Here is a 24,647-nt window from a genome sequence, read left to right on the forward strand (position 1 = left end):
ACACCGACGCATTCGCAGCAGACAACGCCCGCTCGACACCAGCGGGCGGAAACGCTCCTCACCCGGACGCGCAGGCAGCAGGAAGCGCCCGCTCGGCCCAGCCCGACACCAGCGCCAGCGCCAGCGCGAGCACCAGCGCCAGCGCCAGCGCCAGCACCGGCGCCAGCGCCGACGCCAGCACGAGCCCCGCGGCCGTGCCCACCACGCGGCTCGGGCGGACGGGCCTCGAGATCAGCCGGATCGTCCTCGGCATGATGTCCTACGGCGCCCCCGACCAGGGCTCCCACTCGTGGAGCGTCGACATCGACGCCGCCCGCCCCTTCGTCCGCCGTGCGTACGAGGCCGGCATCACCTCGTTCGACACCGCCAACGTGTACTCCGCGGGCTCGAGCGAGGAGATCACCGGGCAGCTCCTCAAGGAGATCGCCCCGCGCGAAGCGGTCCAGGTCTTCACGAAGGTCTTCAACCGCATGCGACCGGGCCCGAACGGCGCCGGCCTCTCGCGCGCCGCGATCATGCACGAGATCGACGCCTCGCTCACCCGACTGGGCACGGACTACGTCGACCTGTACCAGATCCACCGGTTCGACCCGCACACGCCGGTCGAGGAGACGATGGAGGCACTGCACGACGTCGTCAAGGCCGGCAAGGCCCGCTACATCGGCGCGAGCAGCATGTGGACGTGGCAGTTCGCGCAGATGCAGCACGCCGCCGAGCTGCACGGCTGGACGAAGTTCGTCAGCATGCAGGACCAGTACAACCTGCTCGAGCGCGAGGAGGAGCGCGAGATGCACCCGTTCGCGCAGGCGACGGGTGTCGGCGTCATCCCGTGGAGCCCGCTCGCCCGCGGCAAGGTCACCCGCCCGTGGGACGCGCAGGGGTCGGGCAGTCGCTCGGACACCGACGAGTTCGGCAAGACGCTGTACCGCCAGGACGAGGACGCGAACCGCGCGATCGTCGACGCGGTGCAGCAGGTCGCCGAGGCGCGGGGCGCGAGCATGGCGCAGATCGCCCTCGCGTGGGTCGCCGGGAAGCCCGCGGTGACCGCGCCGATCATCGGTGCGACCAAGGAGCACCACATCGACGACGCGGTCGCCGCGACCGCGATCGACCTCACCGACGACGAGGTGTCGCGACTCGAGTCCGCGTACACGCCCCGGGTGCCGTCCGGTTTCTGACGTCACGCCGTGACGGACGGGAGGCCCGGTGCCAGCTGGCACCGGGCCTCCCGTTGCGTCACGCGGTCGCGCCCAGGTCCGCGCCGCTGTCCGTCTGCTCCCGCAGCCGCGCGATGCGCACGAGCGCTGCGCGCTCCGTGCCGGGCGTGGTGCCGAGCACCGCGCCGATCCCGTCGAGCACCACGCCCGCGACCCGGCGGACCGGCAGCTCCACCGGGCCGACGGCCGGCGTCCGGAGCCCGAGCATCGAACGGTGGCGCGGGTCGAGCGAGGCGACCGCCCCGTCGAAGAGGGCACGGTACCCGGGCCGCAGCAGCTTGGCGACCGGCGGGTCCTTGATGAACCGCACGACGTCGTGGGTCCGGGCGTCGGCCTTGAGCTCCCCGCGGTCGAGGTACCCGTTCATCTGCGCGCGGAGCTCGGCGTCGGACTCCGGCGCGTCGTCGACGCCCATCAACCGCCCGGCCGTGGCCCACTCGCGGACGTACGCGTCGGCGCCGCCGGGGATCGGGGCGCCCCAGAGCTGTGCGCTCCGGAGGAAGGCGTCCGTGAAGGCGAGGTGCACCCAGCGCGCGAGGTCCGGGTCGTTCGCGGCGTAGGGCCGGGTGACCCCGTGCCCGTCGACGTACTCGCCGACGACGCGCTCGTGGAGCTTCCGCACCCACTGGCTGGCGTGCGTGGCCTGCTGCGTGTCGCCGTGCGACACCGTGTAGATCCAGCGGATGGTGCCGGCGAGCCGGCCGAACGGGTCCTCGCGGTAGCGGGAGTGGTCGGCGACGCCCGCGAGCGCCCCGGGGTGCAGGGCCTGCACGAGCAGCGCCCGGACCCCGGCGAGCACGGTGTGGTTGCCGCCGTGCACGGCCCAGGTGGCGGACCCGGGGCCGAAGAAGCCGGCGTCGGAGCCCTGTTCGAGCTCGTCGATCCAGGCGGGACGCTCGGTCGCGCCGTTGGTGAAGGTGTCGTTGAGGCGGGAACGGAACGCGTCGGACACGGAGGGCATGCACCCATCGTCCGTCGTGCCCCTGACAGTGGGCCCTGACAATGGGCCCTGACAGTGGGCCCTGACAATGCCGACCGCCCCGCCGGTAGGTTGGCCGGGTGAGCATCGACACGCCTCGTCCCTGGCTTGCCTCGTACGCCCCGGGGGTCCCGCACGACATCGACGAGCCCACGGGCTCGCTGTACGACATCGTGGAGGGATCCGCGCAGCAGTTCCCGAGGAGGGTGGCGCTCGAGTTCTTCGGCAGGACGACGTCGTACGCCGACCTCGAGGAACAGATCCTCCGTGCGGCGAACGGCCTCCGCAAGCTCGGCGTCGGTGCGGGCGACCGCGTGGCGATCGTGCTGCCGAACTGCCCCCAGCACGTCGTGGCGTTCTACGCGGTGCTCCGGCTCGGCGCGATCGTCGTCGAGCACAACCCGCTCTACACAGCGCGCGAACTCCGGCACCAGTTCGAGGACCACGGTGCGAAGGTCGCCATCGCCTGGGACAAGTCCGTCGCGACGCTGCAGGACTTCCCCGCCGACCTCGCGCTCGACGCGATCGTCTCGGTCGACCTCACCCGCGCGATGCCCCGCACCACCCGGATCGCCCTGTCGCTCCCCGTCGCGAAGGCCCGCGCCTCCCGCGCGAAGCTGACGACGACGGTCCGCGGCACGACGAAGTGGGAGGACCTGGCGTCGACCCGGAAGCTGTCGAAGCGCCACCCGCGCCCGGCGACCACCGACGTCGCGCTCATCCAGTACACGTCGGGGACGACCGGCGTGCCGAAGGGTGCCGTGCTGAGCCACCGCAACCTCCTGGCGAACGCCGCACAGGCACGGGCCTGGGTCCCGACGATCCGCCGGGGCGACAACACCGTCTACGCGGTGCTCCCGATGTTCCACGCGTACGGCCTGACGCTCTGCCTGACCTTCGCGATGAGCATGGCCTCACGGCTCGTGCTCTTCCCCGCGTTCGACCCGGCACTCGTCCTCAAGGCCATGAAGCAGCACCCGCCGACGTTCCTGCCGGCCGTGCCACCGATCTACACGCGCCTGCAGCACGCCGCCGACTCGGCGAAGGTCTCGCTGCAGGGCATCGAGATCGGCATCTCCGGTGCCATGCCCCTGTCGCAGAGCGTCGTCGAGCCGTGGGAGGCCCGCACCGGCGGCTACCTCGTCGAGGGCTACGGGCTGTCCGAGTGCTCCCCCGTCCTGATGGCGAACCCGGTCTCGCCCGAGCGTCGACTCGGCGCGATCGGCCTGCCGCTGTCCTCCACCGAGGCACGCGTGGTCGACCCGGACGACCCGTCGAAGGTGCTCGGCACGGGCGAGGCCGGCGAACTCCAGGTCAAGGGCCCGCAGGTGTTCCGCGGCTACTGGGGCAAGGCCGAGGCGACCGACGAGGTCTTCACGCCCGACGGCTGGTTCCGCACGGGCGACGTCGTGTCGATCGACGCCGACGGCTTCGTCAGCATCGTGGACCGGCTCAAGGAGCTCATCATCACCGGCGGCTTCAACGTGTCGCCGTCCGAGGTCGAGGACGCCCTGCTCAAGCACTCCAGCGTCCGCGAGGTCGCCGTCGTCGGCATCACCCAGTCCGGCAACGAGCAGGTCGTCGCGGCCGTCGTGCCGAAGGACCCGGCGACCTTCGACGCCGAGGCCCTGCGCGCATGGTCCCGCGACCAGCTCGCGGCCTACAAGGTGCCGCGGCGGATCGTCGTGGTCGAGGACCTGCCCCGGTCGATGATCGGCAAGGTCCTCCGTCGCAAGGTGCGCGACCAGATCACCGGGCGGTAGCGCTGCCGGGTGCCCGACGACCCGGCAGCGCGAGCAGCCCCAGTCCGACCACCACGAGCCCGATGCCGGCCCAGCCGACCGCGCCGAGGTGCTCACCGACGACGAGCACCGCGAGGACCGCCGCCACGACCGGCTCGAAGAGCGACAGCAGGGTCGCGACCGAGGCGCTGACGTGGCGGAGACCGGCGGCGTAGAGCGAGTGCCCGAGCACCGTCGGGACGAGCGCCAGGTACCCGAACACCGGCCAGTGGGTGGGAGCCAGCGCGTCCGGTCCGGCGCCGACCGTGCACCGGAGCACGAGCGCCACCACGAGCGGGACCGCCGCCAGCCCGAACACCGCACCGACGACGGCGTGCCCGGGAACGGACGCACGAGCGGCCACCGCCGCCACGTCGGGCGAGCCTGCCGCGTGCATCCCCCGCGCGACCGCCCACGAGTACGTCGCGTACGTCAGGCCGGCGACCAGCGCGCTCCCGAGCCCGAGCGGCAGCGAGCCGCTGCCCGGCGCCTCCGACCGCGCGACCGTCACGACGACCATGCCGACCACGCTGACCAGGGTGGCGACGACCCACCTGCCGGAGACGCGCCTCCCGTCCGCTGCCCACTCGACGAGTCCCGCGAACAGCGGCGACGACCCGATCGCCACCGTCGTGCCGAGGGCGACCCCGGCCTCCGCCAGCGCCGCGTAGAACGCGACCGCGTACACGACGAGCGACGCGGCACCGAGGACCACCCAGCGACGCGTGCCGCGCTGCACCAGGGCACGGACGGCGCCGCGACCGGTCGTCGCGGCGAGCAGGAGGCCGCCGAACCCGAACGTCACCGCCCCGAACACGAACGCCGGCACCCCGGGCGCGAAGTGCGTCGCGGTCCCCGTCGTGCCCCACACCGTCGCGGCGACGAGGACCGCCGCCGAGCCGCCGACGACCGGACGGGAGGCACGCCCGCCGCCCGCCACGGGCGTCACGACACGTGGACGGTCGGCCTGCGGTGCACGTCCGGTTCGGCTTCGCGGAGGACCTCACGGGTGACCGGGGCGACGTCGCCGACACCGGTGAAGACGAAGCGCAGGGCGTTCCTGATCGGACTGCCCTCGTTCCACTCGAAGTAGATGCTCGGCACCACGCCGGCGATGTCGCGCACGGCGAGCAGCGTCGACGCGATCGTGTTCGGGACGTTGCCGGACCGGACACGGAGCACGCGGTGTCCCTGGACGACGTGTCCCTCGACCACCAGGTCCTCCTCGAAGTCGGAGGAGTCGGCCTGCAGGACCTCGAGGAACATCGTCGGCACGCGCGCCGGGATGCCCGAGTCGCGGCGTTCCTCACGCCCCTTCGACCGGTACGCCTCGGCGGTGCCGGCACCCGGCTCGTTCGCGATGATGCAGACCGAGCTGAACTGGTCGGCGTCGGCCTCGATGAACTGCCGCGCGACCGCGTCGAGCTCGATCGACGACGCCCGGAGCTCGAACGACCGCCGGACCCGGGACACGAGCGACACCACGACGATGGCGATGATGAAGACCGCGGCGATCCGGACGCCGTCGGGACGCTCGATGACGTTCGCCACCGTCGTGTACACGAAGACGACCGCGATGATCCCGAACCCGATCGTGCGCTTCTTCTGCTGCCGGCGACGGGCCGACAGCGTCACCGCGACCGCCGCACTCGTGATGAGCACGAGGACGCCGGTCGCGTACGCGCCGCCCTGGGCGTCGACGTTCGCCTCGAAGATGATCGTGATCGCGAAGGCGATGAGCGTGAAGATGATGACGAGCGGTCGGGTCGCACGGGCCCACTGCGGTGCCATGCCGTACCGCGGCAGGAAGCGCGGGACGAGGTTCAGGAGGCCCGCCATCGCGCTCGCGCCGGCGAACCAGAGGATCGCGACGGTCGAGAAGTCGTACACCGAACCGAACACGTTGCCGAGGTACTCGTGCGCGAGGAACGCCAGCGCACGACCGTTCGCGCCGCCGCCCGGCTGGAACTCCTGCTGCGGGATGAGGAACGTGGTGGCGATCGACGACGTGATGAGGAAGGTGCTCATGATGATCGCCGCGGTCGTGAGCAGCCGCTTCGTCCCGCGGATCCGGCCCTCCGGTCGACCGCTCGGGTCGTCGCCCGCGCCGCCGCGCACCTGCGGCATGACCGCGACACCGGTCTCGAAGCCGGACAGACCGAGCGCGAGCTTCGGGAAGACCACGAGCGCGATGCCGATCATGACGAGCGGGTTGCTGTGCTGCGCGGTCAGGTTCGACCACCAGTCGGTGGCCACGACCGGGCGCTCGAACACGTGCCACAGCGCGACGACGATCACGACGGCGTTCAGCAGGAGGAACACCGCGACGAGCCCGACGGCGATGCCGATGGCCTCCTTGAACCCGCGGAGGAAGACGATCCCGAGCAGGAGCAGCAGCACGAGCGTGATCGGCACCGGGATCTCGGTGAACCAGTGCGGCGTGAACGGGTTCTCGGCGATGTGCGCGGTGGCGTCGGCGGCCGAGAGCGTCATCGTGATCATGAAGTCGGTCACCGCGAACCCGAGCAGCACGAGCACGAAGAGCTTGCCGGCCCACCAGGGCAGGAGCTTCTCGAGCATCATGATCGAGCCGGCGCCCTTGAAGCTGTCCGACGCCACCCGGCGGTACACGGGCAGCGCGCCGAACAGCGTCACGAGCACGAGCACGATGGTCGCGATCGGCGACAGCAGTCCCGCGGCGAGCGCCGCGATCGCGGGCTGGTAGCCCAGCGTCGAGAAGTAGTCGACGCCGGTCAGGCACATCACGCGCCACCACGAGTGGGTCTTCTCGACCTCCACCTGGTGCGGGCCCTGGTGCGAGGCCCCCTGGTCGGCACCGTGCAGCATCCAGCCACGCAGCCGGGTGCGGCGCTCGGCGGGTCGCTCGGTGGCACCGCGCTGGGCGGCGCGCTCGGCTTCGGTCGCGGTCACGAGAGACGATGGTAAGCGGTCCGGACCACGCTCCGGGACCCCCGGTCGAGGATCGGTGGACGGTGCGTCACCCCGCGCTGATCCGCGTGTACTTCCGCACGGCCAGGGGCACGAACACGACGAGCAGCACCGCGATGCCGACGAGCACGGTCGCGACGGGGTGCTGCATCGTCCAGACGTCGGGCACCGGGGCGGTGCCGACGTTGCCGAACAGCTCGCGCGCGGCCTGCACGAGCGACGAGACCGGGTTCCACTCGGCGAAGACCCGCAGGACGAGCGGCATGGTGTCGCTCGGGACGAACGCGTTCGAGATGAACGTCAGCGGGAACAGGACCATGAAGGACGCGTTGTTGATGACCTCCGGCGTCCGGACGCTCATCCCGAGCAGCGCCATCACCCAGCTGAACGCGTAGCTGAACAGCAGCAGCAGGCCGATCCCGGCGAGGAACTCGTGCGGCGCCGACTGCACGCGCCACCCGACCGCCAGGCCGGTCAGCATCATGATCACCATCGAGATCGCGTTGAGCACGAGGTCCGAGTTCGTGCGCCCGACGAGCACCGCGGACGACGCCATCGGCAGGGTGCGGAAGCGGTCGACGAGCCCCTCCTTGAGGTCCTGTGCCATCGCGGAACCGGAGAACGTCGCCCCGAACACGACGGTCTGCGCGAAGATCCCGGCCATGAGGAACTGCGTGTAGTCGGTCCCCCGCACCTGGATCGCCCCGCCGTACACCTGGCTGAAGAGCAGCACGAACATGATCGGCTGGAGCACGGCGAACACGAGCATGTCCGGCGAGCGCTTGATCTTCGTGAGGTTCCGCTTCGTGACGGTCCAGCCGTCCTCGAACCAGATCGCCACCGGCGCGGTCACGACCACCGGCAGCTGCCGCCGGGTCCGTGCGTCGACGGCGGTCACCGCACACGCTCCGGCGTCGCGTCCGTCGTGTCGCCGCTCGCGACCGCGTCGGCTCCACCGCGGTCGCGTCGGCCCGGCCGGGAGGCCCGCCCCGCGTCCGTCCCGCCCGTCGCGTCCGACGCCTCCCCTTCCACGGCCGTGGCCGCGTGTCCGGTCAGGCGCAGGAAGACGTCGTCGAGTGTCGGCCGCCGCATGCCGGCGTCGTGCAGCCGGACGCCGGCCTCGTCGAGGTCGGCGAGCACCCGCTGGAGCGCCGCGGGTCCGGCGTCCACCGCGATGCCGGAGGTGCGCCCGTCCGCCGAGGTCTCCACGGCACCCACACCGTACCGACGCAGGGTGGTGACCACCGCCTCCCGGTCGTCCTCGTCGACCAGCGTGACGACGACCCGGTGGCCGCCCACCTGGGCCTTGAGCTGGTCCGCGGTGCCCTCGGCGATGACCCGGCCGTCGTCGATGACCGCGATGTCGTCCGCGAGCTGGTCCGCCTCCTCCAGGTACTGCGTGGTGAGGAGCACGGTGGCGCCGTCGGCGACGAGCCCCTCGATGATCCCCCAGAGCGCGAGCCGGCTCCGGGGGTCGAGCCCGGTCGTCGGCTCGTCGAGGAAGAGCACGCGCGGGTTCGCCACGAGTGCCCCCGCGAGGTCGATGCGCCGCCGCATGCCGCCGGAGAAGCCCTTGACGGGACGGTCGCCGGCCTCGGCGAGGTCGAACACCTCGATGAGCTCACGGGCCCGTGCCCGGGCCGCCCGCCGGCCGAGGTGGTAAAGCCGGCCCACCATCTCGAGGTTCTCGGCTCCGGTCAGGTTCTCGTCGACCGCGGCGTACTGCCCGGACACGCCGATCGACCGGCGGGTCGCCTGCGGTTCTGCCACGACGTCGACGCCGTCGATCGTCGCCCGGCCGCTGTCCGGCACGACGAGCGTCGTGAGCACCTTCACCGTGGTGGTCTTGCCGGCGCCGTTCGGGCCGAGCAACGCCGTCACCGTGCCCTCGGGGACGGAGAGGTCGAGTCCGGCCAGTGCGTGCACCGGACCCGACCGTGATCGGTAGGTCTTGGTCAGCCCGGAGGCTTCGATGATGGCCATGTCGCTCCTCGTCGTCCACGTCGTCGTGGGGCGGCGGGAGCGTCGACGTCACTCAGACGTCGAAGTCGCCACCGCCGAAGTCGCCGAACCCGCCGCCGAAGTCGCCTCCGCCGTCGCCCCAGCCCGCGCTCTCGAACCCGCCGCCGTCGGCTGCGCCCGCGTCGCCGGAGCCACCGTCGGCCGCGCCACCGTCACCGGAGTGGGCACCAGTGTCCTCCGAACCGCCGTCGCCCGCAGCGTCGGTACCGCCGTCGAACGATCCGGCGTCGGGCAGGAACGCGCTCATGAGCGTCGACCCGATGACGTAGCCGGCGACCGTACCGAGGATCGACGCACCGATCATGCGACCGAACGACGGACCGCCGCCGCGCTGGCCCGTCATGCCGCCGCCCATGCCGCCGCCGTTCATGCCGCCGAGCGAGCGCTCCATGAAGCCGGGCTGCCGGATCTCGGACCGGGTCGCCGCCTGGGCGAGCGACCGGGGGTCGTCGCCGCGCGGGGCTTCGCCGTCGGGAGCGCTCCGGGTGAACTCGTCGTAGACCATCCGGCGCTGCTCGGGCGTCAGGGTCGCGAACGCCTCGGCGTGGACCTCCTCGATGCGCTCGGGCGGGGCCGTGCGGAGCAGGTAGCGGTACCGCTCGACGGCGCGCTCGTCTTCGGAGGACGCGCCCCCCTGCTGCCCGGCGCCCTGCTGGCCGGTCCCCGGTGCGGGGCCGCCCCACTGCGGCGTGCCGTACTGCTGGCCGCCGTACTGCTGCCCCTGCCCCTGCGACACGGGCGGCACCTGGTAGGACTGCTGCCCGTACCGGTAGCCCTGCTGGGGCTGCTGCTGCTGGGGCTGTCCCCACTGGTCCTGCTGGCCACGGTCACGCTCGGGTCGGCCGAGCAGTCGGTCGAGGAAACCCATGTCGTTGCTCCTTCGGTGCGGTCCGACCCGGTCGGGTCGGTCCGTCGCTCCCCACCGTAGGCAGCGACGACGACCGCTGACTGTACGCCTGCACAGAACTGGCCGAGAGCCGCGTCAGCGACTGCCGAGCGCGCTCGTCCACACCGCGTGCAGCTCGTCCGCGGCGCCGGGGTGCGCGACCAGGAACGGTTCACCGACGCGCGGGAAGCCGTCGACGGAACCGGCGCGGGTCAGCACGACGCCGCCCGCCTCGAGCACGAGCAGCACGGCCGCCCCGTGGTCCACCGGGTCGAACGCGGGGACGCACCCGCCGATCCCGCGGCCGGCCGCGACCTGCGCGATCGTCAGCGTGCTCGAGCCCATCACCCGGACGGCGCACGACCGGTCGGCCAGGGCCTCAGCGAGCGCACCGAGCGCGGCCCAGGCACCGGGACCGCCGGACTCGGCGCCGACCACGGCACCGGCGAGCGCACGCGGGGCGTCGTCGAGACGGAGCGGGACGTCGCGGACGACCGCCCCGCGACCCCGGCGGGCCTCGAGCACCTCACCGCGCCACGGGTCCGCGACGACACCGACCACGGGGCGACCGCCGCGGGTCAGGCAGAGCGACATCGCGGTCCAGGGCAGCCCGTTCACCAGGTTCGTCGTGCCGTCGACCGGGTCGAGGTACCAGCGGTACCGGTCGCCCGGTGCGTCCCCGTACTCCTCGCCGGTGAAGCCGTGCGTCGGGAAGGCCGCCCGGACGCGGGCGCGCACGAGGCGTTCGACCGCCCGGTCGACGTCGGTGACCGGTGCGGTGGGGACACCTCCGGACGACACCCGACCGACCGGGTGCTCGCGGGTGAAGGCGATGACCTCGTGGGCGATCCGGTGCGCGAGGGCCTGTGCACGCGTCGCGACCTCCTCCTCGGTCGGCTCACGGTCGGGTCGCGCCCAGCCGTCCCGCTCACCGCCGGCCAGCACGGCCCGCGCGGAGGCGACGTCGTCCGTCGCGATGAGGTCGGCGCCCAGGCGCGCGGCCCACCGAACCGGTTCCGGCTCGTCGACCGTCCGCACCGCGACCGCCATCCCGGCCTCGTGCGCGGCCCGGACGGTGTCCGGCGTCAGGAAGACGTCGTCGACCACGAGCGTGGTGGACCCGAGGCCCTCCGTGTCGTCCGCGGTCGGCGCCGCGAGGGACTCCCAGGGCAACCAGGTGTCCGCGTCGGGCAGCGCGGCCCGGACCGTGGCGAGCACCTCCGGCGTCCCGGTCCACGCCACGGCCGTGTCCCAGGTCGACGCCGCGACCGTGCGCGTGGCGACGAGGGCGTCCGCCGGGTCCTCGATCCGGAGGAGCAACGCGGAGCGGCACCCGTCGAGGCGTTCGAGCACGGCGTCGAGGCGCGGGATCCGGTCGAGCCCGTTCCCCAGACGGGCGACGTCGCACCAGGGGACGTCCGCGACCCGGCGGGGATCACCCCAGAGCCGTCCGAGGGTCTCGTCGTGCAGCAGCACCGCGACGCCGTCGGCCGTGCGGCGGACGTCGACCTCGACGACGTCGGCGCCGAGTGCCTCCGCGACGGCGATCGCCGGCAGCGTGTCCTCGCGCCGGACCCGGGGAGCGCCCCGACGAGCCACGAGCCGCGGGAGGGTCCGTGCGCCGCGTCCGTCGCGGTCCGGTCCGACGGTGGCCTGGTCGAGCGTCGTCATCCCGGCATGCTGTCGGGCCGGGGTGGCCTCCGGGTGACCAGCGGGTGAACGCGGTCCGGATCAGACCCGGCCGCGACCCCGTCGAGCCGAGCGGGCGGCGACCAGGCGGACGACCGCACGCCACCCGAGCAGGAACACCGCGAGCGAGATCGTCGCGACGATGACGAAGGACAGCGGCAGCGGGTCCCCGGCGACGTCGCCCTGCCCGGTCAGCACCCGGAGCAGCATCCCGATCGCGACCGCGGCCACCCAGACGACGACGCCGGTGGGCCACAGGCGCAGCGGACGGGTCCACCCGCGCACGACCAGCCAGCCGACCGCCCAGCCGGCCAGGAACGGGTACGCCGTCGTCCAGAGCCCGATCGGCGATGCGGCCTCGGCGTGGGACGACCGCCCGATCAGCGCGAACGCGACGATGAGGACGATGTCGACGACGGCTGCGAGCCAGCCCCGGGTGCGAGTCACGAGTCCATCGTCCCACTCCGCCGGGCGCCCTCAGAACAGGCCGTCGCGTCCCGCCTCCGGGCCGTCGAACCCGCGGAACATGTCCGAGACGAGCGCGGCGATCTGCGGCTCGACGAGGCGCTCCACGGCCTCGGCGATCCGCGGCCGGTGCTCCACGAGCGCCAGGCACACCGCCGTCCCCGTCGCGCGGGCGCACTCGTCCGACAGGGCGATCTCGTGCCGGAGCGCGGCCTTCGCCTCGTCGGACAGCGGCTCGCGCGGCTCCTGCTGCCCCGCACCGGTGCCGGTGAGCTCGTCGAGGGTGAAGAGGAACGGCTCGCCGGGCGACGGCTCCGGGTCGACGTCGAGGCCCTGGAACTCGGGCGACAGGCCCTCGGTCGGCTGGTATCCCGCGTGCCGCTTCCGTGCCGCGGCGCGTTCGAGCTCCCGTTGCAGCAGCGGCAGGTTCCTCGCCGTGTACTCGTCGACGGCGTCCTCGACGATGGTCGAGATCCGACCGATGAGTGCGTGCTGCACGGCGTGCGGCACGTCCGGCCCGAAGCCCGCGGCCGTCGCGATCGGCGACCCCGTGCACTTCCGGCAGATCCGGGTCCGGGGACGGGCGGTGCCGATCTGCCACCGCGGCAGCCAGCGGAGCCAGAGGTCGACGGCGCCCCGCACACGCCCGTCGATGCCGTCCATCCCTCAACACTAGGCCGGGCGGCCGCGATCACCCCGGGCCGCGCGCGAGCGGGCGGAAACGGGAGGGGAGGCGCGGGCACCAATCAGGTTCCGCCCGCCCGACGCAGGACGCTGTCCGCGACGCGGCGCTGCCCCCGTCGGGCTCGTCGCCGTGTCCGTTCCCGTCCCCGTCCCCGGGCGGGCGGAAACGGAACAGGAGGCACGCACGGCCCCGCAGGAACCGCCCGCTCGGCGCAGGACCGCACCCCCATGCGCCCGCACCACCCACGAGCGGGCGGAAGCGGACCCCGCTGTCGGCTCGCCGGCGCGCGATCCGCCCGCTCGGCGCGGGAGCGCACGCAACACGCCCGCAACGCCGACGAGCGGGCGGGAACGGGACGGGAGGCGCGTGGGGACCAGCAGGGACCGCCCGCTCGCGCGTCGGGGAACGGACGGGAGGCGCGGCGCCGCCGGACGCGCGGCACGCGTCTCGAGGTGGTCGGGTCCTCAGCCCTGCGGTTCCGTCACGAAGTCGATGAGCTCCTCGACCCGGCCGAGCAACTGCGGCTCGAGGTCGGCGAAGGTCCGCACCTGCCCGAGGATCCGCTGCCACGCCCGGGCGACGTCGGCCTGGTCCTCGGCCGGCCACCCGAGGTGCTGCAGGATGCCCTTCTTCCACTCGATCGAGCGCGGGATCGTCGGCCACGCCTCGAGCCCGAGGCGCGCGGGCTTCACCGACTGCCAGACGTCGACGAACGGGTGCCCGACCACGAGCACGTGCGCGCCCCACTTCCCGCGCATCACGGCGTCGGCGAAGCGGGACTCCTTCGACCCGGGCACGAGGTGGTCGACCAGGACGCCCACGCGGCGGGAACGGTCGGGGCGGAACTCGTCGAGCACGTCGGCGAGGTTGTCGACACCCTCGAGGTACTCGACGACGACACCCTCGACGCGCAGGTCCGTTCCCCACACCTTCTCCACGAGCTCGGCGTCGTGCCGGCCCTCGACCATGATCCGGGAGGGCAAGGCGACGCGAGCACGTTGCGACTCGACGGCGAACGAGCCGGAGGCGGTGCGGAGGCGACCACCGCCGGAGGCCTGGCGGACCGCCGGAGCCGAGCCGGGCCTCCAGTCCGAGTGGACGGCACCGATCCGACCGGCCGGCCCGGCGGGTGCCGCGGCAGACCGACCGACCGGGGCCTGCGGGCGGCCGAGCGTGACGAGCTCGCCCTCGAGCAGGAACTGCCCGGTGAAGGGGAAGGCGCGGGTGCGGCCCTTCCAGTCCTCGAGGGAGACGTTGCCCGCCTCGAGCCCCACGACGGCCCCGGCCCAGCCGGAGTCCGGGTCCTCGAGGACCATGTCGCGCTCGAGCGGCACCTGCCGCACCTTCTTCACGCCCTTCGCGCGCCAGTCGCCCGAGAGCACGTCGCTGCCGTACCGGTCGTCGTCCACCCGGGAAGCGTAGTGTCGACGGGTCCCGCAACGGCGCCGGATCCCTGGCGCGTCCCGTACGCGCCGCGACCACCCCGACCGGAAGGCACCACCGTGCGCGCAACCGTCATCCACGCCCCTCGCGACATCCGCGTCGAGGAGCGTGACGCCCCCGTCCTCATCGATCCCACCGACGCCGTCGTCAAGGTCACCGCGGCCTGCGTCTGCGGCTCGGACCTCTGGCCCTACCGCGGCGTCCGCGACACGAAGGAGCCGCGCGCCATCGGCCACGAGTTCGTCGGCGTCGTCGAGTCCGTCGGCGCGGACGTCACGGACCTGTCGATCGGCGACTTCGTCATCGCGCCGTTCACCACGAACGACGGCACCTGCCAGGCCTGCACGCACGGCATGACGAGCGGCTGCGACCACGGCTCCACGTTCGGCGTCACGCCGGACGCCTACGGCCACCCGCTCGGCGGCGCCCAGGCCGAGTACGTCCGGGTGCCCGACGCCGCGGCGACGCTCGTCCGCGTGCCGGGCCCGGTGGACGACGACCTGGTGCCGTCGCTCCTCACCCTGTCCGACGTGTTCTCCACCGGGCACCACGCCGCCGTCTCGGCCGGTGTCGGCCCCGGCAAGACCGTCGTGGTCGTCGGCGACGGCGCGGTGGGCCTGTCCGCCGTGCTCGCGGCGTCGCGACTGGGCGCCGAGCGCATCATCGCGATGAGCCGGCACGCCGACCGCCAGGCGCTCGCGCGCGAGTTCGGGGCGACCGACGTCGTCGAGACCCGCAGCGACGAGGGCGTCGCCGCGGTGCGCGAGCTGCTCGGCGGCGACCTCGCCGACTGCGCGCTCGAGGCCGTCGGCACCGCCGAGAGCATGGACCAGGCACTCCGCGTCGTCCGGCCCGGTGGCGCGGTCGGCTACGTCGGCGTGCCCGCGGGCGATCCCGAGCTGCCGATGCCGTTCCTGTTCGCGAAGAACATCACCGTCGGCGGCGGCATGGCTCCGGCGCGTGCCTACATCGAGGAGTTGCTGCCCGACGTGCTCTCGCGAGCGATCGACCCGGGCCGGGTGTTCGACCTCGAGCTGCCCCTCGAGCAGGCGGCGGAGGCGTACGCGGCGATGGACGAGCGGCGCGCGATCAAGGTGCTGCTGCGCCCGTAGGGACCGAGCACCCCGAGCGCGGCGGTCCGGCCCTCAGGCGTCCCGCACCGCGAGCACCCGGTGCGGGGCCGCCCGCTCGGCACGCCACCCCGTGGGCAGCACCCCCTGCAGCTCCGGCACCGTGAACGACCGGCGGATCGAGCGCAGTCCGTCGACGCGGACGAAGGTGCCGGCCGACACGAGCGGGGACGCCAGCGCGTAGGCCCGGTACGCCTGCCGTGACCGTCGGATGTCGGAGTGCAGGCTCCGTCCGGTCGCGAGCTGCTCGGAGTCGGCGAGGAACGCGACACGGGCCGTGTCGTCGAGGTGGTGCAGCACGTGGTTCGACACGACCACGTCGAAGCGCTCCCCCGCAGCGACGAGGTCGGTGCTCGACGCCTGCCGGAAGGTGACGCCCCGGGGCGCCGACCGCCGAGCCGCTGTGATCGCCCGCTCGTCGGGGTCGACGCCCACGACCTCGACCGAGAAGCCGTCGCTGCCGGCCCACCGCACGAGCGAGCGGGCGAGGTCGCCGCCGCCGCACCCGAGGTCGAGCACGCGCGCACGCCCGCTCGGGGGCAGCGCCGGCACGACGTGGGTCCGCCAGACCGCCCGCCAGCCGCTCACCAGCGCGTTCACCACGGCGAACCGCCGGAACGTCCGGTCGAGGGCACGGGCGTCGCACGCGGGGTCGTCCATGAGCTCCTGCAGCTCGGTGTCCCGGACGCTCAGGTCGACGTCGCGCAGGTCGGGGTCCCGGTCGCCGCCGGTCACGCGCCGACCGCCGTGAGCCTCGCGCTCTCCACCGTCAGGCCCGGCCCGAACGCGACCGCCGCCAGCGGGGTGCCGCTCGGCAGTCCGCGCTCGACGGCGTCGCGCAGCACGAAGAGCACCGTCGCGCTCGACATGTTCCCGTGGTCGCGCAGGACGGCACGGCTCGAGGAGACCGCCGTGTCCGGCAGCGCCAGGGCGTCCTGCGCCCGGTCGAGGATGGCACGGCCGCCGGGGTGCACGGCCCACACGGGGACGTCGGCGAAGGTCTCCCCCTCGCCGAGCAGCGACGTGACGGCGGCGGGCACGTGCACGCCGACGAGCTTCGGGACGGCCGTCGAGAGGACCATCTCGAACCCCTCGTCACCGATGTTCCACGCCATCTCGGACGCACCCTCCGGCACCGTCGCCGTGGCGAAGCGCTCGATCCGGAGTCCGGGACCGCCCTGCGCGACGACCACCGCCGCGGCACCGTCGCCGAAGACGCTGTTCGCGACGATCTGGTCCGGGTCGTCCGAGGCACGGACGTGCAGGGTGCAGAGCTCGGCACAGACGACGAGCACGACGGCGTCCGGGTCGGCCTCGGTGAACGCGGCCGCGATCCGGAGCGCCGGGAACGCCGCGCAGCACCCCATGAAGCCGATGTGGTGCCGGAACACCCCCGCCGGCAGACCGAGCTGCTCGACGACGTCGATGTCGGGTCCCGGTTGCGTGAACCCGGTGCAGGACACGGTGACGAGGTGGGTGACCCGCTCGGGCTCGATGCCGGCCCGCTCGACCGCGTCGCGTGCGGCGGCCACGAAGAGGGCCGGCGCGAGGTCCCGGTAGCGGTCGTTCCGGGTGCCGGTGGACGGCGAGACGAGCGCGCCGGAGTCCTCGCGGAACAGGCCGCCCGGACGCGTCGCGTCGAGCTCGTCGACCACCGTGTGCCGGTGCTCGACCGCCGAGACGTCGAAGGCCGCGGGCACGATGCGCCTGCCGAGGCGGCCGAGGTCGGGCTGCCCGACGAAGAGGTCCCGCACCGCCGCCTGGTCGAGGGTGGTGGTGGGGACGGCGGTCCCGATGGCGCGGATCGTTGCGGTCACGACCCATCCTGTCACCCGGTCGCTGTCACGTCCCCAGGTACGAGGGACGGGAGGCGCGGTGCCGTCCGGCACCGCGCCTCCCGTCCGCTGCTGGTCGCGTTCCGTCTGCTGGTCGCGCTACGCCTGCTGGGCGCGCTCCAGCACCAGCTCGCGGACGCGCGCGGCGTCCGCCTGGCCCTGCATGGCCTTCATGACCGCGCCGATGATCGCGCCGGCGGCCTGCACCTTGCCGTCCTGGATCTTGGCGAGCACGTCCGGCTGGGCGGCGAGGGCTTGGTCGACGGCTGCGGTGAGGGCCGAGTCGTCCGAGACGACCTTGAGCCCGCGGGCCTCGACGACCTGCGCGGGCGAGCCCTCGCCCGCGATGACACCCTCGAGCACCTGTCGGGCCAGACGGTCGGTCAGGTCGCCCGACTCCACGAGCGCGATGGTCTCGGCGACGTGCTGCGGCGACACGAGGTCACCCGCGGCGGCGTCCTGCGCGTTCGCCACGCGGCTGATCTCGCCCGTCCACCACTTGCGCGCGGCCTGCGGGGAGGCGCCGGCGGCGACCGTGGCCTCGACCTCGTCGAGCAGGCCGCCGTTGACGACGTCCTGGAACTCGAGGTCGCTGAAGCCCCAGTCCCCCTTGAGGCGACGGCGACGCGCGACCGGGGCCTCGGGCAGGGAGGCGCGGAGCTCCTCCACGACGGCCGGGTCCGGCACCACCGGGAGCAGGTCGGGCTCCGGGAAGTAGCGGTAGTCGTCGGCGTCGGACTTCGGGCGCCCGGCCGAGGTGCGGCCGGTGTCCTCGTGCCAGTGCCGGGTCTCCTGCGTGATCGTCCCACCCGCGGCGAGGATCGCCGCCTGGCGCTGGATCTCGTAGCGGATCGCGCGCTCCACGGCGCGGAACGAGTTGACGTTCTTCGTCTCGGTCCGGGTGCCGAGCTCCTCCTGGCCCCACGGGCGCAGGGAGATGTTCGCGTCGCAGCGCAGGTTGCCGCGCTCCATGCGCGCCTCGGACACCCCGAGGGCACGCACGAGGTCGCGGATGACCTGCACGTAGGCGGCCCCGAGCTCGGGCGCGCGGTCCTTCGCGCCGAAGATCGGCTTCGTGACGATCTCGACGAGCGGGACACCGGCGCGGTTGTAGTCGACGAGCGAGTACTCCGCGCCCTGGATGCGGCCGGTGGCACCGCCGACGTGCGTCAGCTTGCCGGCGTCCTCCTCCATGTGGGCGCGCTCGATCGGCACCTGGAAGATCGTGCCGTCGGCGAGCTCGACCTCGACCTCGCCCTCGAACGCGATCGGCTCGTCGAACTGCGAGATCTGGTAGTTCTTCGGGTTGTCCGGGTAGTAGTAGTTCTTCCGGGCGAACCGCGAGGACTCGGCGATCGAGCAGCCGAGGGCGAGCCCGAGCTGGATGGAGTACCGCACGGCCTGCTCGTTGACGACCGGCAGCGATCCGGGCAGACCGAGGTCGACCGGCGTCACGTTCGTGTTGGGCTCGCCGCCGAAGAAGTTCGGGGCGTCCGAGAACATCTTCGTCTTCGTCGCGAGTTCGACGTGGACCTCGAAGCCGAGCACCGGCTCGAAGCGCTCGAGCGCCTCGTCGAAGTCCATCAGCGCGTCCTTCTGCGCCATCAGATCACACCTTCCTGCGCAGCGGACTGCTGAGACTGGTCGAGGTCCGGGATGCTGTCGATGAGCGGACGACCCCACTGCTGCTCGAGCAGGCGCTCGAGGGCGGCACCCGCGCGGTACAGCCGGGCGTCCTCGCGCTGCGGTGCCATCAGCTGCACGCCGGTCGGCAGCGAGTCCTCGGGCGCGAGGCCGTTCGGGATGCTCATGCCGGGGACGCCCGCGAGGTTCGCCGGGATCGTCGTGAGGTCGTTGAGGTACATCGACAGCGGGTCGTCGAGGCGCTCCCCCAGCGGGAAGGCCGTCGTCGGCGCCGACGGGCTGATGAGCAGGTCGACCTGGTCGAACGCGGCCGCGAAGTCGCGCTGCACCAGCGTGCGGACCTTCTGCGCGGAGCCGTAGTAGGCGTCGTAGTAGCCGGCGCTCAGCGCGTAGGTGCCGAGGATGATGCGGCGCTTGACCTCGGGTCCGAAGCCGGCCTCCCGCGTGGCGGCCATGACGTCCTCGACGGTCGCGCCGTTCTCCGGCGTGACGCGGAGGCCGAAGCGCACCGAGTCGAACTTCGCCAGGTTCGACGAGGCCTCGGCCGGCAGGATCAGGTAGTACGCGCTGATGGCATACGCGAAGGACGGGGCGTCGATCTCGACGACCTCGGCCCCCGCCTGCTCGAGCAGCGCCACCGTCTCCTGGAAGCGCTGCGTCACGCCGGCCTGGAAGCCCTCGCCCCCGGCCAGCTCCTTGACCACGCCGACCTTGAGCCCACGGAGCGTGTCGGCCTGCAGCCCTTCGCGCGCCGCTGCCGCCATCGACGGCCAGGCGTCGGGGATGGACGTGGAGTCCCGCGGGTCGTGCCCGCCGATGACGTCGTGCAGGAGCGCGGCGTCGAGGACGGTGCGCGAGACCGGACCGACCTGGTCGAGCGACGAGGCCAGGGCGATCGCGCCGTACCGGCTCACGCCGCCGTAGGTCGGCTTGACCCCGACCGTGCCGGTCACGGCGCCGGGCTGCCGGATCGAGCCACCGGTGTCGGAGCCGAGGGCGAACGGTGCCTCGTGCGCGGCGACCGCGGCGGCCGAGCCACCGCCGGAACCGCCGGGGATCCGGTCGAGGTCCCAGGGGTTGCGCGTCGGGCCGTAGGCCGAGAACTCGGTGGTCGAGCCCATCGCGAACTCGTCCATGTTGGTCTTGCCGAGCGGCACGAGGCCGGCGGCGCGGAGCTTCGCCACGGGGGTGGCGTCGTACGGCGGACGCCAGCCCTCGAGGATCTTCGACCCCGAGGTCGTCGGCATGTCCTGCGTGCACAGGACGTCCTTGATCGCGATCGGGACGCCCGCGAGCGCCCCGAGGTCGTCACCCGCGGCGCGGCGCGAGTCGATCGACTTCGCGACCGCGAGGGCGTGCTCGTTGACGTGCAGGAACGCGTGCACGTCGCCGTCGACGGCAGCGATGCGGTCGAGGTGCGCCTGGGTGGCCTCGACGCTCGAGACGTCGCGGGCCACGAGGGCGTCGGCGAGCGCAGCGGCGCTCAGCCCGGTGATGTCGTCGGTCACTGTCTTCCGCCCTACTGTTCTTCGCCGAGGATGGCCGTCACGCGGAACCGCTCGCCGTCGGAGTCCGGGGCGCCGGACAGCGCCTGCTCCTGGGTCAGCGTCTGCCCCACCACGTCGGGTCGGGTGACGTTGCCGAGCGGCACGGGGTGGCTCGTCGCCGGCACGTCGTCGGTCGCGACCTCGGCGACCTTCGCGACGCTCTCGACGATGTGCGCCAGCTCCCCGGTCAGCTTCTCGATCTCGTCTGGCGTGAGTGCGATGCGCGCGAGGTCCGCCAGGTGGGCGACCTGCTCGCTCGTGATGTCAGGCATGGTGCTCCGTCGATCGGTTCGTGGAATGCGCACCAGTCTATTGGCCGCTTCCGGCGGCGTCGCCACGTCGGGCCGGGCTGTGGAGGAGCGTGGCGGGGCTGTGGAGAACCGGTCTGGAGGCGCGGCGCCGGTCCGCCGGACCAGCACCGCGCCTCCAGACCGTCGCGCTCCTAGTGGTGGGTCGCGCCGCCCGCGGAGGTCCCGCCCGTCGCCGTCCCCTGTCCGGCAGGGGCGGTCGGCGCGGTCGGCGCCGTCCCCTGGCCCGCTGTGCCCTGACCCGCTGAGCCCTGAGCCGTCGTGTCCTGACCCGTCGTGTCCTGACCCGCTGTGCCCTGGTCCGCTGCCCCCTGCTGGGTCGCGCCGGCCGCGCCGGGGGTCTGGTCCGCCGCGGCCGCACCGGCGGAGGCCGACGGCGACCCATCACCGGTCTGCTGCTGCACCCGCGGAGCCGCACCGATCATCGCCGGGTCGGGCTGGGGCAGGGCGTCACCGCCCGTGTGCTGGTCGAGCCAGGACATCATCGCGCGACCGACGCCGAACTTCGCGCTGTATCCGGTCGTCCCCTGGGGGAAGGACGTGTGGGCCAGGCTGACCAGGCCCTTCACGTTGCCGATCCACGTCGCGTTCGTGTACTTCGTGCTCGACGTCACGAGCCAGTTCTGGGTGTCACCGTCGGTCGTGCCCGTCTTCGCGAACTTCGGTGTGCTGTCGCCCGGGTTCGCCGACGCCGCCGTGCCGTTGCCGGTCAGGACGCCCTGCAACGCGAAGTCGACGGTGCCGGCGACCTCCGCCGACACCCCGCGGGTACAGCTCGATGGCGTCGGGGTGATCGTCGTGCCGTCGGACTCCCGCACCGAGTCGATCACGGTCGGTGTGCAGACGATCCCGCCGTTCGCGAAGCCGGCGTACGCCTCTGCCAGGTCGATGGGCGACAGCGGGTTCGTGCCGAGCACCGACGCGGGGTTCGACGCCGGTACCGCGCCGTTCGCCTGGTGGATCCCCATCGCCTGGGCGACCTCCTTGATCTTGCAGAGGTCGAGCTGCTTGGCCATCGCGCCGAACGCGGTGTTGATCGACTCCGACGTCGCGGCCTGCACGGACATGCTCGCCGGGACGGCCTCGGCGTTCGCGACGGACCAGGGCTGCCCGCCGAGGGCCTCGCACGAGTTCGTGAACTCGGACTGCTGGAACAGGTGCTCGCCCGTCTGCACCGACTCGGACAGGGTGTGTCCGGACGCGAGCCACTCGGCCAGGGTGAACACCTTGTAGGTCGAACCGGTCTGGAAGCCGCCCGAGTTGCCGTACGCGGAGTCGGCGTTGTAGTTGATCGCGGTCGCGCCCGCCCCGCCGTTGTCGCTCTGCGTGTAGCTCGTGTTCTGCACCATCGACAGCACGCGTCCGGTCCCCGGCTCGACCGTGACGTTCGTGCCGCCGAGGTCGACACCGTCCATCGTCGCGGGGACGTAGGACGACAGCGCCGACTGCGCCTGGGCCTGCAGGTCGAGGTCGAGCGAGGTGTGGATCTCGAGCCCCTTCGTGTCGAGGGTCTCGATGCGATCGGCCGCGGTCTTGCCGAACGCAGGGTCCTGCAGCACCTGGTTGCGCACGTAGTCGCAGAAGTAGCCGGCGTCGTACGAGCTCGCCGCGGCGGAGCAGCCGTTCGCGGTGTCGGTGATCCTCGGTGCTATCGGGGTGGCCTTCGCCTGGTCGAGCTGCGCCCGCGAGATGTCGTGGTGCACGAACATGCGCTGCAGCACGTAGTCGCGCCGGTCCTTGGTCAGGGCGTACCCGTTCGCCTGCCCGTTGTCCTTGTCCCCCGGCTGGTCGATGCGCAGGTTCGACGGGTTGTTGAGGATCGCGACGAGCGTCGCCGACTGCGGGAGCGACAGGTCCTTCGCGTGCACGCCGAAGTAGTACTCGGCACCCGCCTCCGCGCCGTAGACCCGCCCGCCGAGGCCGACGAGGTTGAGGTACCCGGTGAGGACCTCGTCCTTCGTGTACTTCTTGTCGACCGCGATGGCGTACCGCATCTCCTGCAGCTTGCGCTGCGGGCTCACCCCGGCCGCGTCCTGGTAGCACGCGTCGACCTTCGCCTTCGTGGCGGCGGCATCCTTGCCGCTCAGCTGCTCGCACTGCTGCACGAGCACGTTCTTGACGTACTGCTGGGTGATGCTCGATCCGCCCTGCACGTCCCCACCGATGAGGGTGGCCGCGACGCCGCGGACGGTGCCGAGCACGTCGATGCCGCCCTCGTCCTCGAAGCGGGGGTCCTCGGTGTCGATCGCCGCGCGCTTCAGCGTCTCCGCCATCGCACTCGAGGCGACATCCGTCCGGTTCTCGGCGTAGAAGGACGCGATCTTGACCTGCTGCCCGCCCTTCGTCGCCCAGACCGACGACACCTGCTGCGGGGTCTGGATGTCGAGGTAGCTCGGCAGGTCCTCGAACAGCGACACGGCGCCGGACGTCCCCTCGCCCGCGACCGCGACCGCGGGGGTCACCGCGACCGCCACGAGCAGACCCGCCAGGCCCGACATGGCGACGAAGGTCGAGAGGGCCACCGGCCACCGCATTCCACGCATGGCCGCACGGTACGGCGGCGGTCTGGGGTCGTTCTGCTGCGGAGCGGTCGCCTCCTGCAGCCGCCTTCAGGAAGCCGCTCAGGGAGCGAGACCGCGGCTCAGTCGCGGGGCTGGAGGTCCTGCGGACGCACCAGGTACATGTCCGGCGCCGTCCCCGGCGCGTGTCCACCGCCCCGGCCGTGCTGCGCCTGGTCACGCACGAGGTCCCCCCGGCCGACGGCGATGAGCGCGACGTCGTGGAGGGAGGCCGTGCCCGGCTTCAGGTAGTCGTTGTGCCCGACGGGCCGCCGGAACACCCCGTCCGCCGAGGGCGCGGGGACGGCGGACAGGTCGAGGACGACCGACCCGAACCCGGGCGACCCCGGGTCGGTGCCGAAGTACCCCGAGCCCGCGATCGGGTCGCTGTGCGCGTCGCCGACGTAGACCTGCCCCCGGTGGACGGCGAGCTGGGACGCCGTCCGCACGTCGCTGCCCGGTGATCCGAGGACCGTCAGCGTGTCCGCCTGCATCCGGCCGGACGACAGCGCCATGAGCGCCGTGGTCGACCCGTACGAGTGCGCGACGACGTTCAGCCGCGGTCGGTCGTCGCCGCGGACCGCCTCGAGCCCGTCGACCACGCGCTCGAGCCGCTCGGCCCCGGTCCGCGCCAGGTCGAGGGACAGGATGTTCGACATGTCCGGTGTGCGGTAGCCCATCCAGGCCAGGACGGCCTCGCCGCGTCCCGCTCCCGCTGCCGCCGCCTGCTCGTCGTGGAGTCCCGCGCTCGTGTCGGTGAGGTCGTGCATCTGACCGGTGACCGTGTAGAACATGCCGGGCACCACGACCGTGACGTCGTCGGCGGTGTCGAGGTCACCGACCGCGATCGCCGCCCGGCCCGCGCCCCGGGTGTCGAGCGCGACGAGCGAGCGGGGCGCACCGCCCTGCTCGTGCTGCAGGGAGACGTCGACCTGGCCGAGCAGGGCGGCCCTCGCGGTGTCCGTCCCCGGATCGGCGAGACCGGTCCGGAGCGTCAGGCGGTTCGCCCGGTCGCGGACGTCGAACGGGACGCCGTCGAGGTTCCCGACCACCGCCGGGACGCCAGCGACGAGCCGGGAGCGCGTGGCCGACGGGAGGCCCGCCCACCAGGTCGCGACGTCGAGTGCGGTCGGCGGGTGGTCCTGTGCGGTCGCGAGGACCCGGTCGTCGGCGTCGGCGCGCTCGAGGTCCCGCGGGGCGACGGCGACGAGGTCGTCGAGGAACTCCCGGCCGCGGGCACGGGCGAGGGTCTCCAGGTCGACGGCGTCCGCGTCCCCGGGACCAGCGGAGACGGGCACCGGCACCGGCTGGACCGGTGCGACCGCGGTGGTGGTCACGACGGCCGCCGTCTGCACCGCGGGCACGACGGGGGCCTCGACCACTCCCAGCGAGTGCATCGAGGCGGTGAGCAGGGCCGCAGCGATGAGCAGCAATCAGGTCTCCCCCGGGAAGGCCGTACCGTCGTCCCCCTCAGGCGACGGGTGATGCTTGTTCGATCCTACGGAAGAT

Annotated in this window: 21 protein-coding genes; 3 read left to right on the top strand and 18 right to left on the bottom strand. The window is 73.0% G+C overall.

Annotated elements, in window-relative coordinates; genetic code table 11:
• Positions 1-58: 58 nt before the first annotated feature.
• Positions 59-205, bottom strand: coding sequence for a hypothetical protein (locus Cus16_RS16585; RefSeq protein ID WP_189319533.1), 147 nt, complete (start codon positions 203-205; stop codon positions 59-61).
• Here Cus16_RS16585 and Cus16_RS05190 point away from each other — a divergent pair.
• Positions 195-1,178 carry an aldo/keto reductase gene (locus tag Cus16_RS05190; RefSeq protein WP_141718821.1) on the top strand — a complete coding sequence of 328 codons (984 nt, stop codon included), beginning with the start codon at positions 195-197 and terminating at the stop codon, positions 1,176-1,178. The two genes, Cus16_RS16585 and Cus16_RS05190, sit on opposite strands and share 11 nt — an antisense overlap.
• A 58-nt stretch (positions 1,179-1,236) precedes the next feature.
• Here Cus16_RS05190 and Cus16_RS05195 read toward each other — a convergent pair whose 3' ends face one another.
• A complete protein-coding gene (locus Cus16_RS05195) occupies positions 1,237-2,178 on the bottom strand; it encodes an oxygenase MpaB family protein (RefSeq protein ID WP_069711587.1) in 942 nt (313 codons plus the stop codon).
• Between the two features lie 98 nt (positions 2,179-2,276).
• Here Cus16_RS05195 and Cus16_RS05200 point away from each other — a divergent pair, with 98 nt between their 5' ends.
• Positions 2,277-3,959 carry a long-chain-fatty-acid--CoA ligase gene (locus Cus16_RS05200; RefSeq protein ID WP_069711588.1) on the top strand — a complete coding sequence of 561 codons (1,683 nt, stop codon included), beginning with the start codon at positions 2,277-2,279 and terminating at the stop codon, positions 3,957-3,959.
• Here Cus16_RS05200 and Cus16_RS05205 read toward each other — a convergent pair.
• The 9 genes from Cus16_RS05205 to Cus16_RS05245 form a co-directional block, all read right to left on the bottom strand.
• Positions 3,946-4,926 (bottom strand): DMT family transporter, encoded by a 981-nt coding sequence (locus tag Cus16_RS05205; RefSeq protein ID WP_083263722.1) that lies wholly within the window; start codon positions 4,924-4,926, stop codon positions 3,946-3,948. The two genes, Cus16_RS05200 and Cus16_RS05205, sit on opposite strands and share 14 nt — an antisense overlap.
• Positions 4,923-6,908 (bottom strand): amino acid permease, encoded by a 1,986-nt coding sequence (locus Cus16_RS05210; protein ID WP_069711589.1) that lies wholly within the window; start codon positions 6,906-6,908, stop codon positions 4,923-4,925. The genes Cus16_RS05205 and Cus16_RS05210 overlap by 4 nt, the downstream gene beginning before the upstream one ends.
• 67 nt (positions 6,909-6,975) lie before the next feature.
• On the bottom strand, positions 6,976-7,824 hold the full coding sequence (locus Cus16_RS05215; RefSeq protein WP_411266602.1) for an ABC transporter permease: 849 nt from the start codon (positions 7,822-7,824) through the stop codon (positions 6,976-6,978).
• Positions 7,821-8,909, bottom strand: a complete 1,089-nt coding sequence (locus tag Cus16_RS05220) for an ATP-binding cassette domain-containing protein (protein WP_083263723.1) — start codon at positions 8,907-8,909, stop codon at positions 7,821-7,823. The genes Cus16_RS05215 and Cus16_RS05220 overlap by 4 nt, the downstream gene beginning before the upstream one ends.
• Before the next feature lie 52 nt (positions 8,910-8,961).
• Positions 8,962-9,816 (bottom strand): hypothetical protein, encoded by an 855-nt coding sequence (locus Cus16_RS05225; protein ID WP_069711590.1) that lies wholly within the window; start codon positions 9,814-9,816, stop codon positions 8,962-8,964.
• Between the two features lie 114 nt (positions 9,817-9,930).
• Positions 9,931-11,505 carry an inositol monophosphatase family protein gene (locus Cus16_RS15920; RefSeq protein ID WP_083263724.1) on the bottom strand — a complete coding sequence of 525 codons (1,575 nt, stop codon included), beginning with the start codon at positions 11,503-11,505 and terminating at the stop codon, positions 9,931-9,933.
• Between the two features lie 60 nt (positions 11,506-11,565).
• Complete coding sequence (locus Cus16_RS05235; protein ID WP_069711591.1) at positions 11,566-11,970, bottom strand: DUF3054 domain-containing protein; 405 nt, start codon at positions 11,968-11,970, stop codon at positions 11,566-11,568.
• Between the two features lie 30 nt (positions 11,971-12,000).
• On the bottom strand, positions 12,001-12,651 hold the full coding sequence (locus Cus16_RS05240) for a spermidine/putrescine ABC transporter substrate-binding protein (protein WP_069711592.1): 651 nt from the start codon (positions 12,649-12,651) through the stop codon (positions 12,001-12,003).
• A gap of 486 nt (positions 12,652-13,137) precedes the next feature.
• Complete coding sequence (locus Cus16_RS05245) at positions 13,138-14,082, bottom strand: DUF3097 domain-containing protein (RefSeq protein WP_069711593.1); 945 nt, start codon at positions 14,080-14,082, stop codon at positions 13,138-13,140.
• A gap of 93 nt (positions 14,083-14,175) precedes the next feature.
• On the opposite strand from Cus16_RS05245, the gene Cus16_RS05250 reads away from it, so the two are divergent.
• Positions 14,176-15,228 (top strand): zinc-dependent alcohol dehydrogenase family protein, encoded by a 1,053-nt coding sequence (locus tag Cus16_RS05250; RefSeq protein WP_069711594.1) that lies wholly within the window; start codon positions 14,176-14,178, stop codon positions 15,226-15,228.
• 33 nt (positions 15,229-15,261) lie between these two features.
• Here the strand turns inward: Cus16_RS05250 and Cus16_RS05255 are convergent, their stop codons facing one another.
• The 7 genes from Cus16_RS05255 to Cus16_RS05285 all read right to left on the bottom strand — a co-directional run bounded on the left by Cus16_RS05255 (position 15,262) and on the right by Cus16_RS05285 (position 24,571).
• Positions 15,262-15,981: a methyltransferase domain-containing protein gene (locus Cus16_RS05255; protein ID WP_223246531.1), complete on the bottom strand. Its 720-nt coding sequence runs from the start codon at positions 15,979-15,981 to the stop codon at positions 15,262-15,264.
• Positions 15,978-17,063 (bottom strand): type III polyketide synthase, encoded by a 1,086-nt coding sequence (locus tag Cus16_RS05260; protein WP_069711595.1) that lies wholly within the window; start codon positions 17,061-17,063, stop codon positions 15,978-15,980. The genes Cus16_RS05255 and Cus16_RS05260 overlap by 4 nt, the downstream gene beginning before the upstream one ends.
• A 117-nt stretch (positions 17,064-17,180) precedes the next feature.
• Positions 17,181-18,686 (bottom strand): Asp-tRNA(Asn)/Glu-tRNA(Gln) amidotransferase subunit GatB, encoded by a 1,506-nt coding sequence (gene gatB / locus Cus16_RS05265; protein ID WP_069711596.1) that lies wholly within the window; start codon positions 18,684-18,686, stop codon positions 17,181-17,183.
• Positions 18,686-20,233, bottom strand: a complete 1,548-nt coding sequence (gatA, locus tag Cus16_RS05270; RefSeq protein WP_069711597.1) for an Asp-tRNA(Asn)/Glu-tRNA(Gln) amidotransferase subunit GatA — start codon at positions 20,231-20,233, stop codon at positions 18,686-18,688. Before gatA ends, gatB begins: the two co-directional genes overlap by 1 nt.
• Positions 20,234-20,244: 11 nt before the next feature.
• Positions 20,245-20,544, bottom strand: a complete 300-nt coding sequence (gene gatC, locus Cus16_RS05275) for an Asp-tRNA(Asn)/Glu-tRNA(Gln) amidotransferase subunit GatC (RefSeq protein WP_069711598.1) — start codon at positions 20,542-20,544, stop codon at positions 20,245-20,247.
• A 170-nt stretch (positions 20,545-20,714) separates the two neighbouring features.
• Positions 20,715-23,123 carry a transglycosylase domain-containing protein gene (locus Cus16_RS05280; protein ID WP_141718822.1) on the bottom strand — a complete coding sequence of 803 codons (2,409 nt, stop codon included), beginning with the start codon at positions 23,121-23,123 and terminating at the stop codon, positions 20,715-20,717.
• Between the two features lie 98 nt (positions 23,124-23,221).
• Positions 23,222-24,571, bottom strand: a complete 1,350-nt coding sequence (locus tag Cus16_RS05285; RefSeq protein WP_069711600.1) for an alpha/beta hydrolase — start codon at positions 24,569-24,571, stop codon at positions 23,222-23,224.
• Between the last annotated feature and the right edge of the window lie 76 nt (positions 24,572-24,647).

The sequence above is a fragment of the Curtobacterium sp. ER1/6 genome, assembly GCF_001742745.1.
Classification (GTDB): domain Bacteria; phylum Actinomycetota; class Actinomycetes; order Actinomycetales; family Microbacteriaceae; genus Curtobacterium; species Curtobacterium citri.

Excerpts from the sequence above, each read along its gene's own strand:
- Cus16_RS05195 (WP_069711587.1), bottom strand. The coding sequence starts at position 2,178 with ATGCCCTCCGTGTCCGACGCGTTCCGTTCCCGCCTCAACGACACCTTC.
- Cus16_RS05220 (WP_083263723.1), bottom strand. The coding sequence starts at position 8,909 with ATGGCCATCATCGAAGCCTCCGGGCTGACCAAGACCTACCGATCACGG.
- Cus16_RS05225 (WP_069711590.1), bottom strand. The coding sequence starts at position 9,816 with ATGGGTTTCCTCGACCGACTGCTCGGCCGACCCGAGCGTGACCGTGGC.
- Cus16_RS15920 (WP_083263724.1), bottom strand. The coding sequence starts at position 11,505 with ATGACGACGCTCGACCAGGCCACCGTCGGACCGGACCGCGACGGACGC.
- Cus16_RS05240 (WP_069711592.1), bottom strand. The coding sequence starts at position 12,651 with ATGGACGGCATCGACGGGCGTGTGCGGGGCGCCGTCGACCTCTGGCTC.
- gatB (WP_069711596.1), bottom strand. The coding sequence starts at position 18,686 with ATGGCGCAGAAGGACGCGCTGATGGACTTCGACGAGGCGCTCGAGCGC.
- gatC (WP_069711598.1), bottom strand. The coding sequence starts at position 20,544 with ATGCCTGACATCACGAGCGAGCAGGTCGCCCACCTGGCGGACCTCGCG.
- Cus16_RS05280 (WP_141718822.1), bottom strand. The coding sequence starts at position 23,123 with ATGCGTGGAATGCGGTGGCCGGTGGCCCTCTCGACCTTCGTCGCCATG.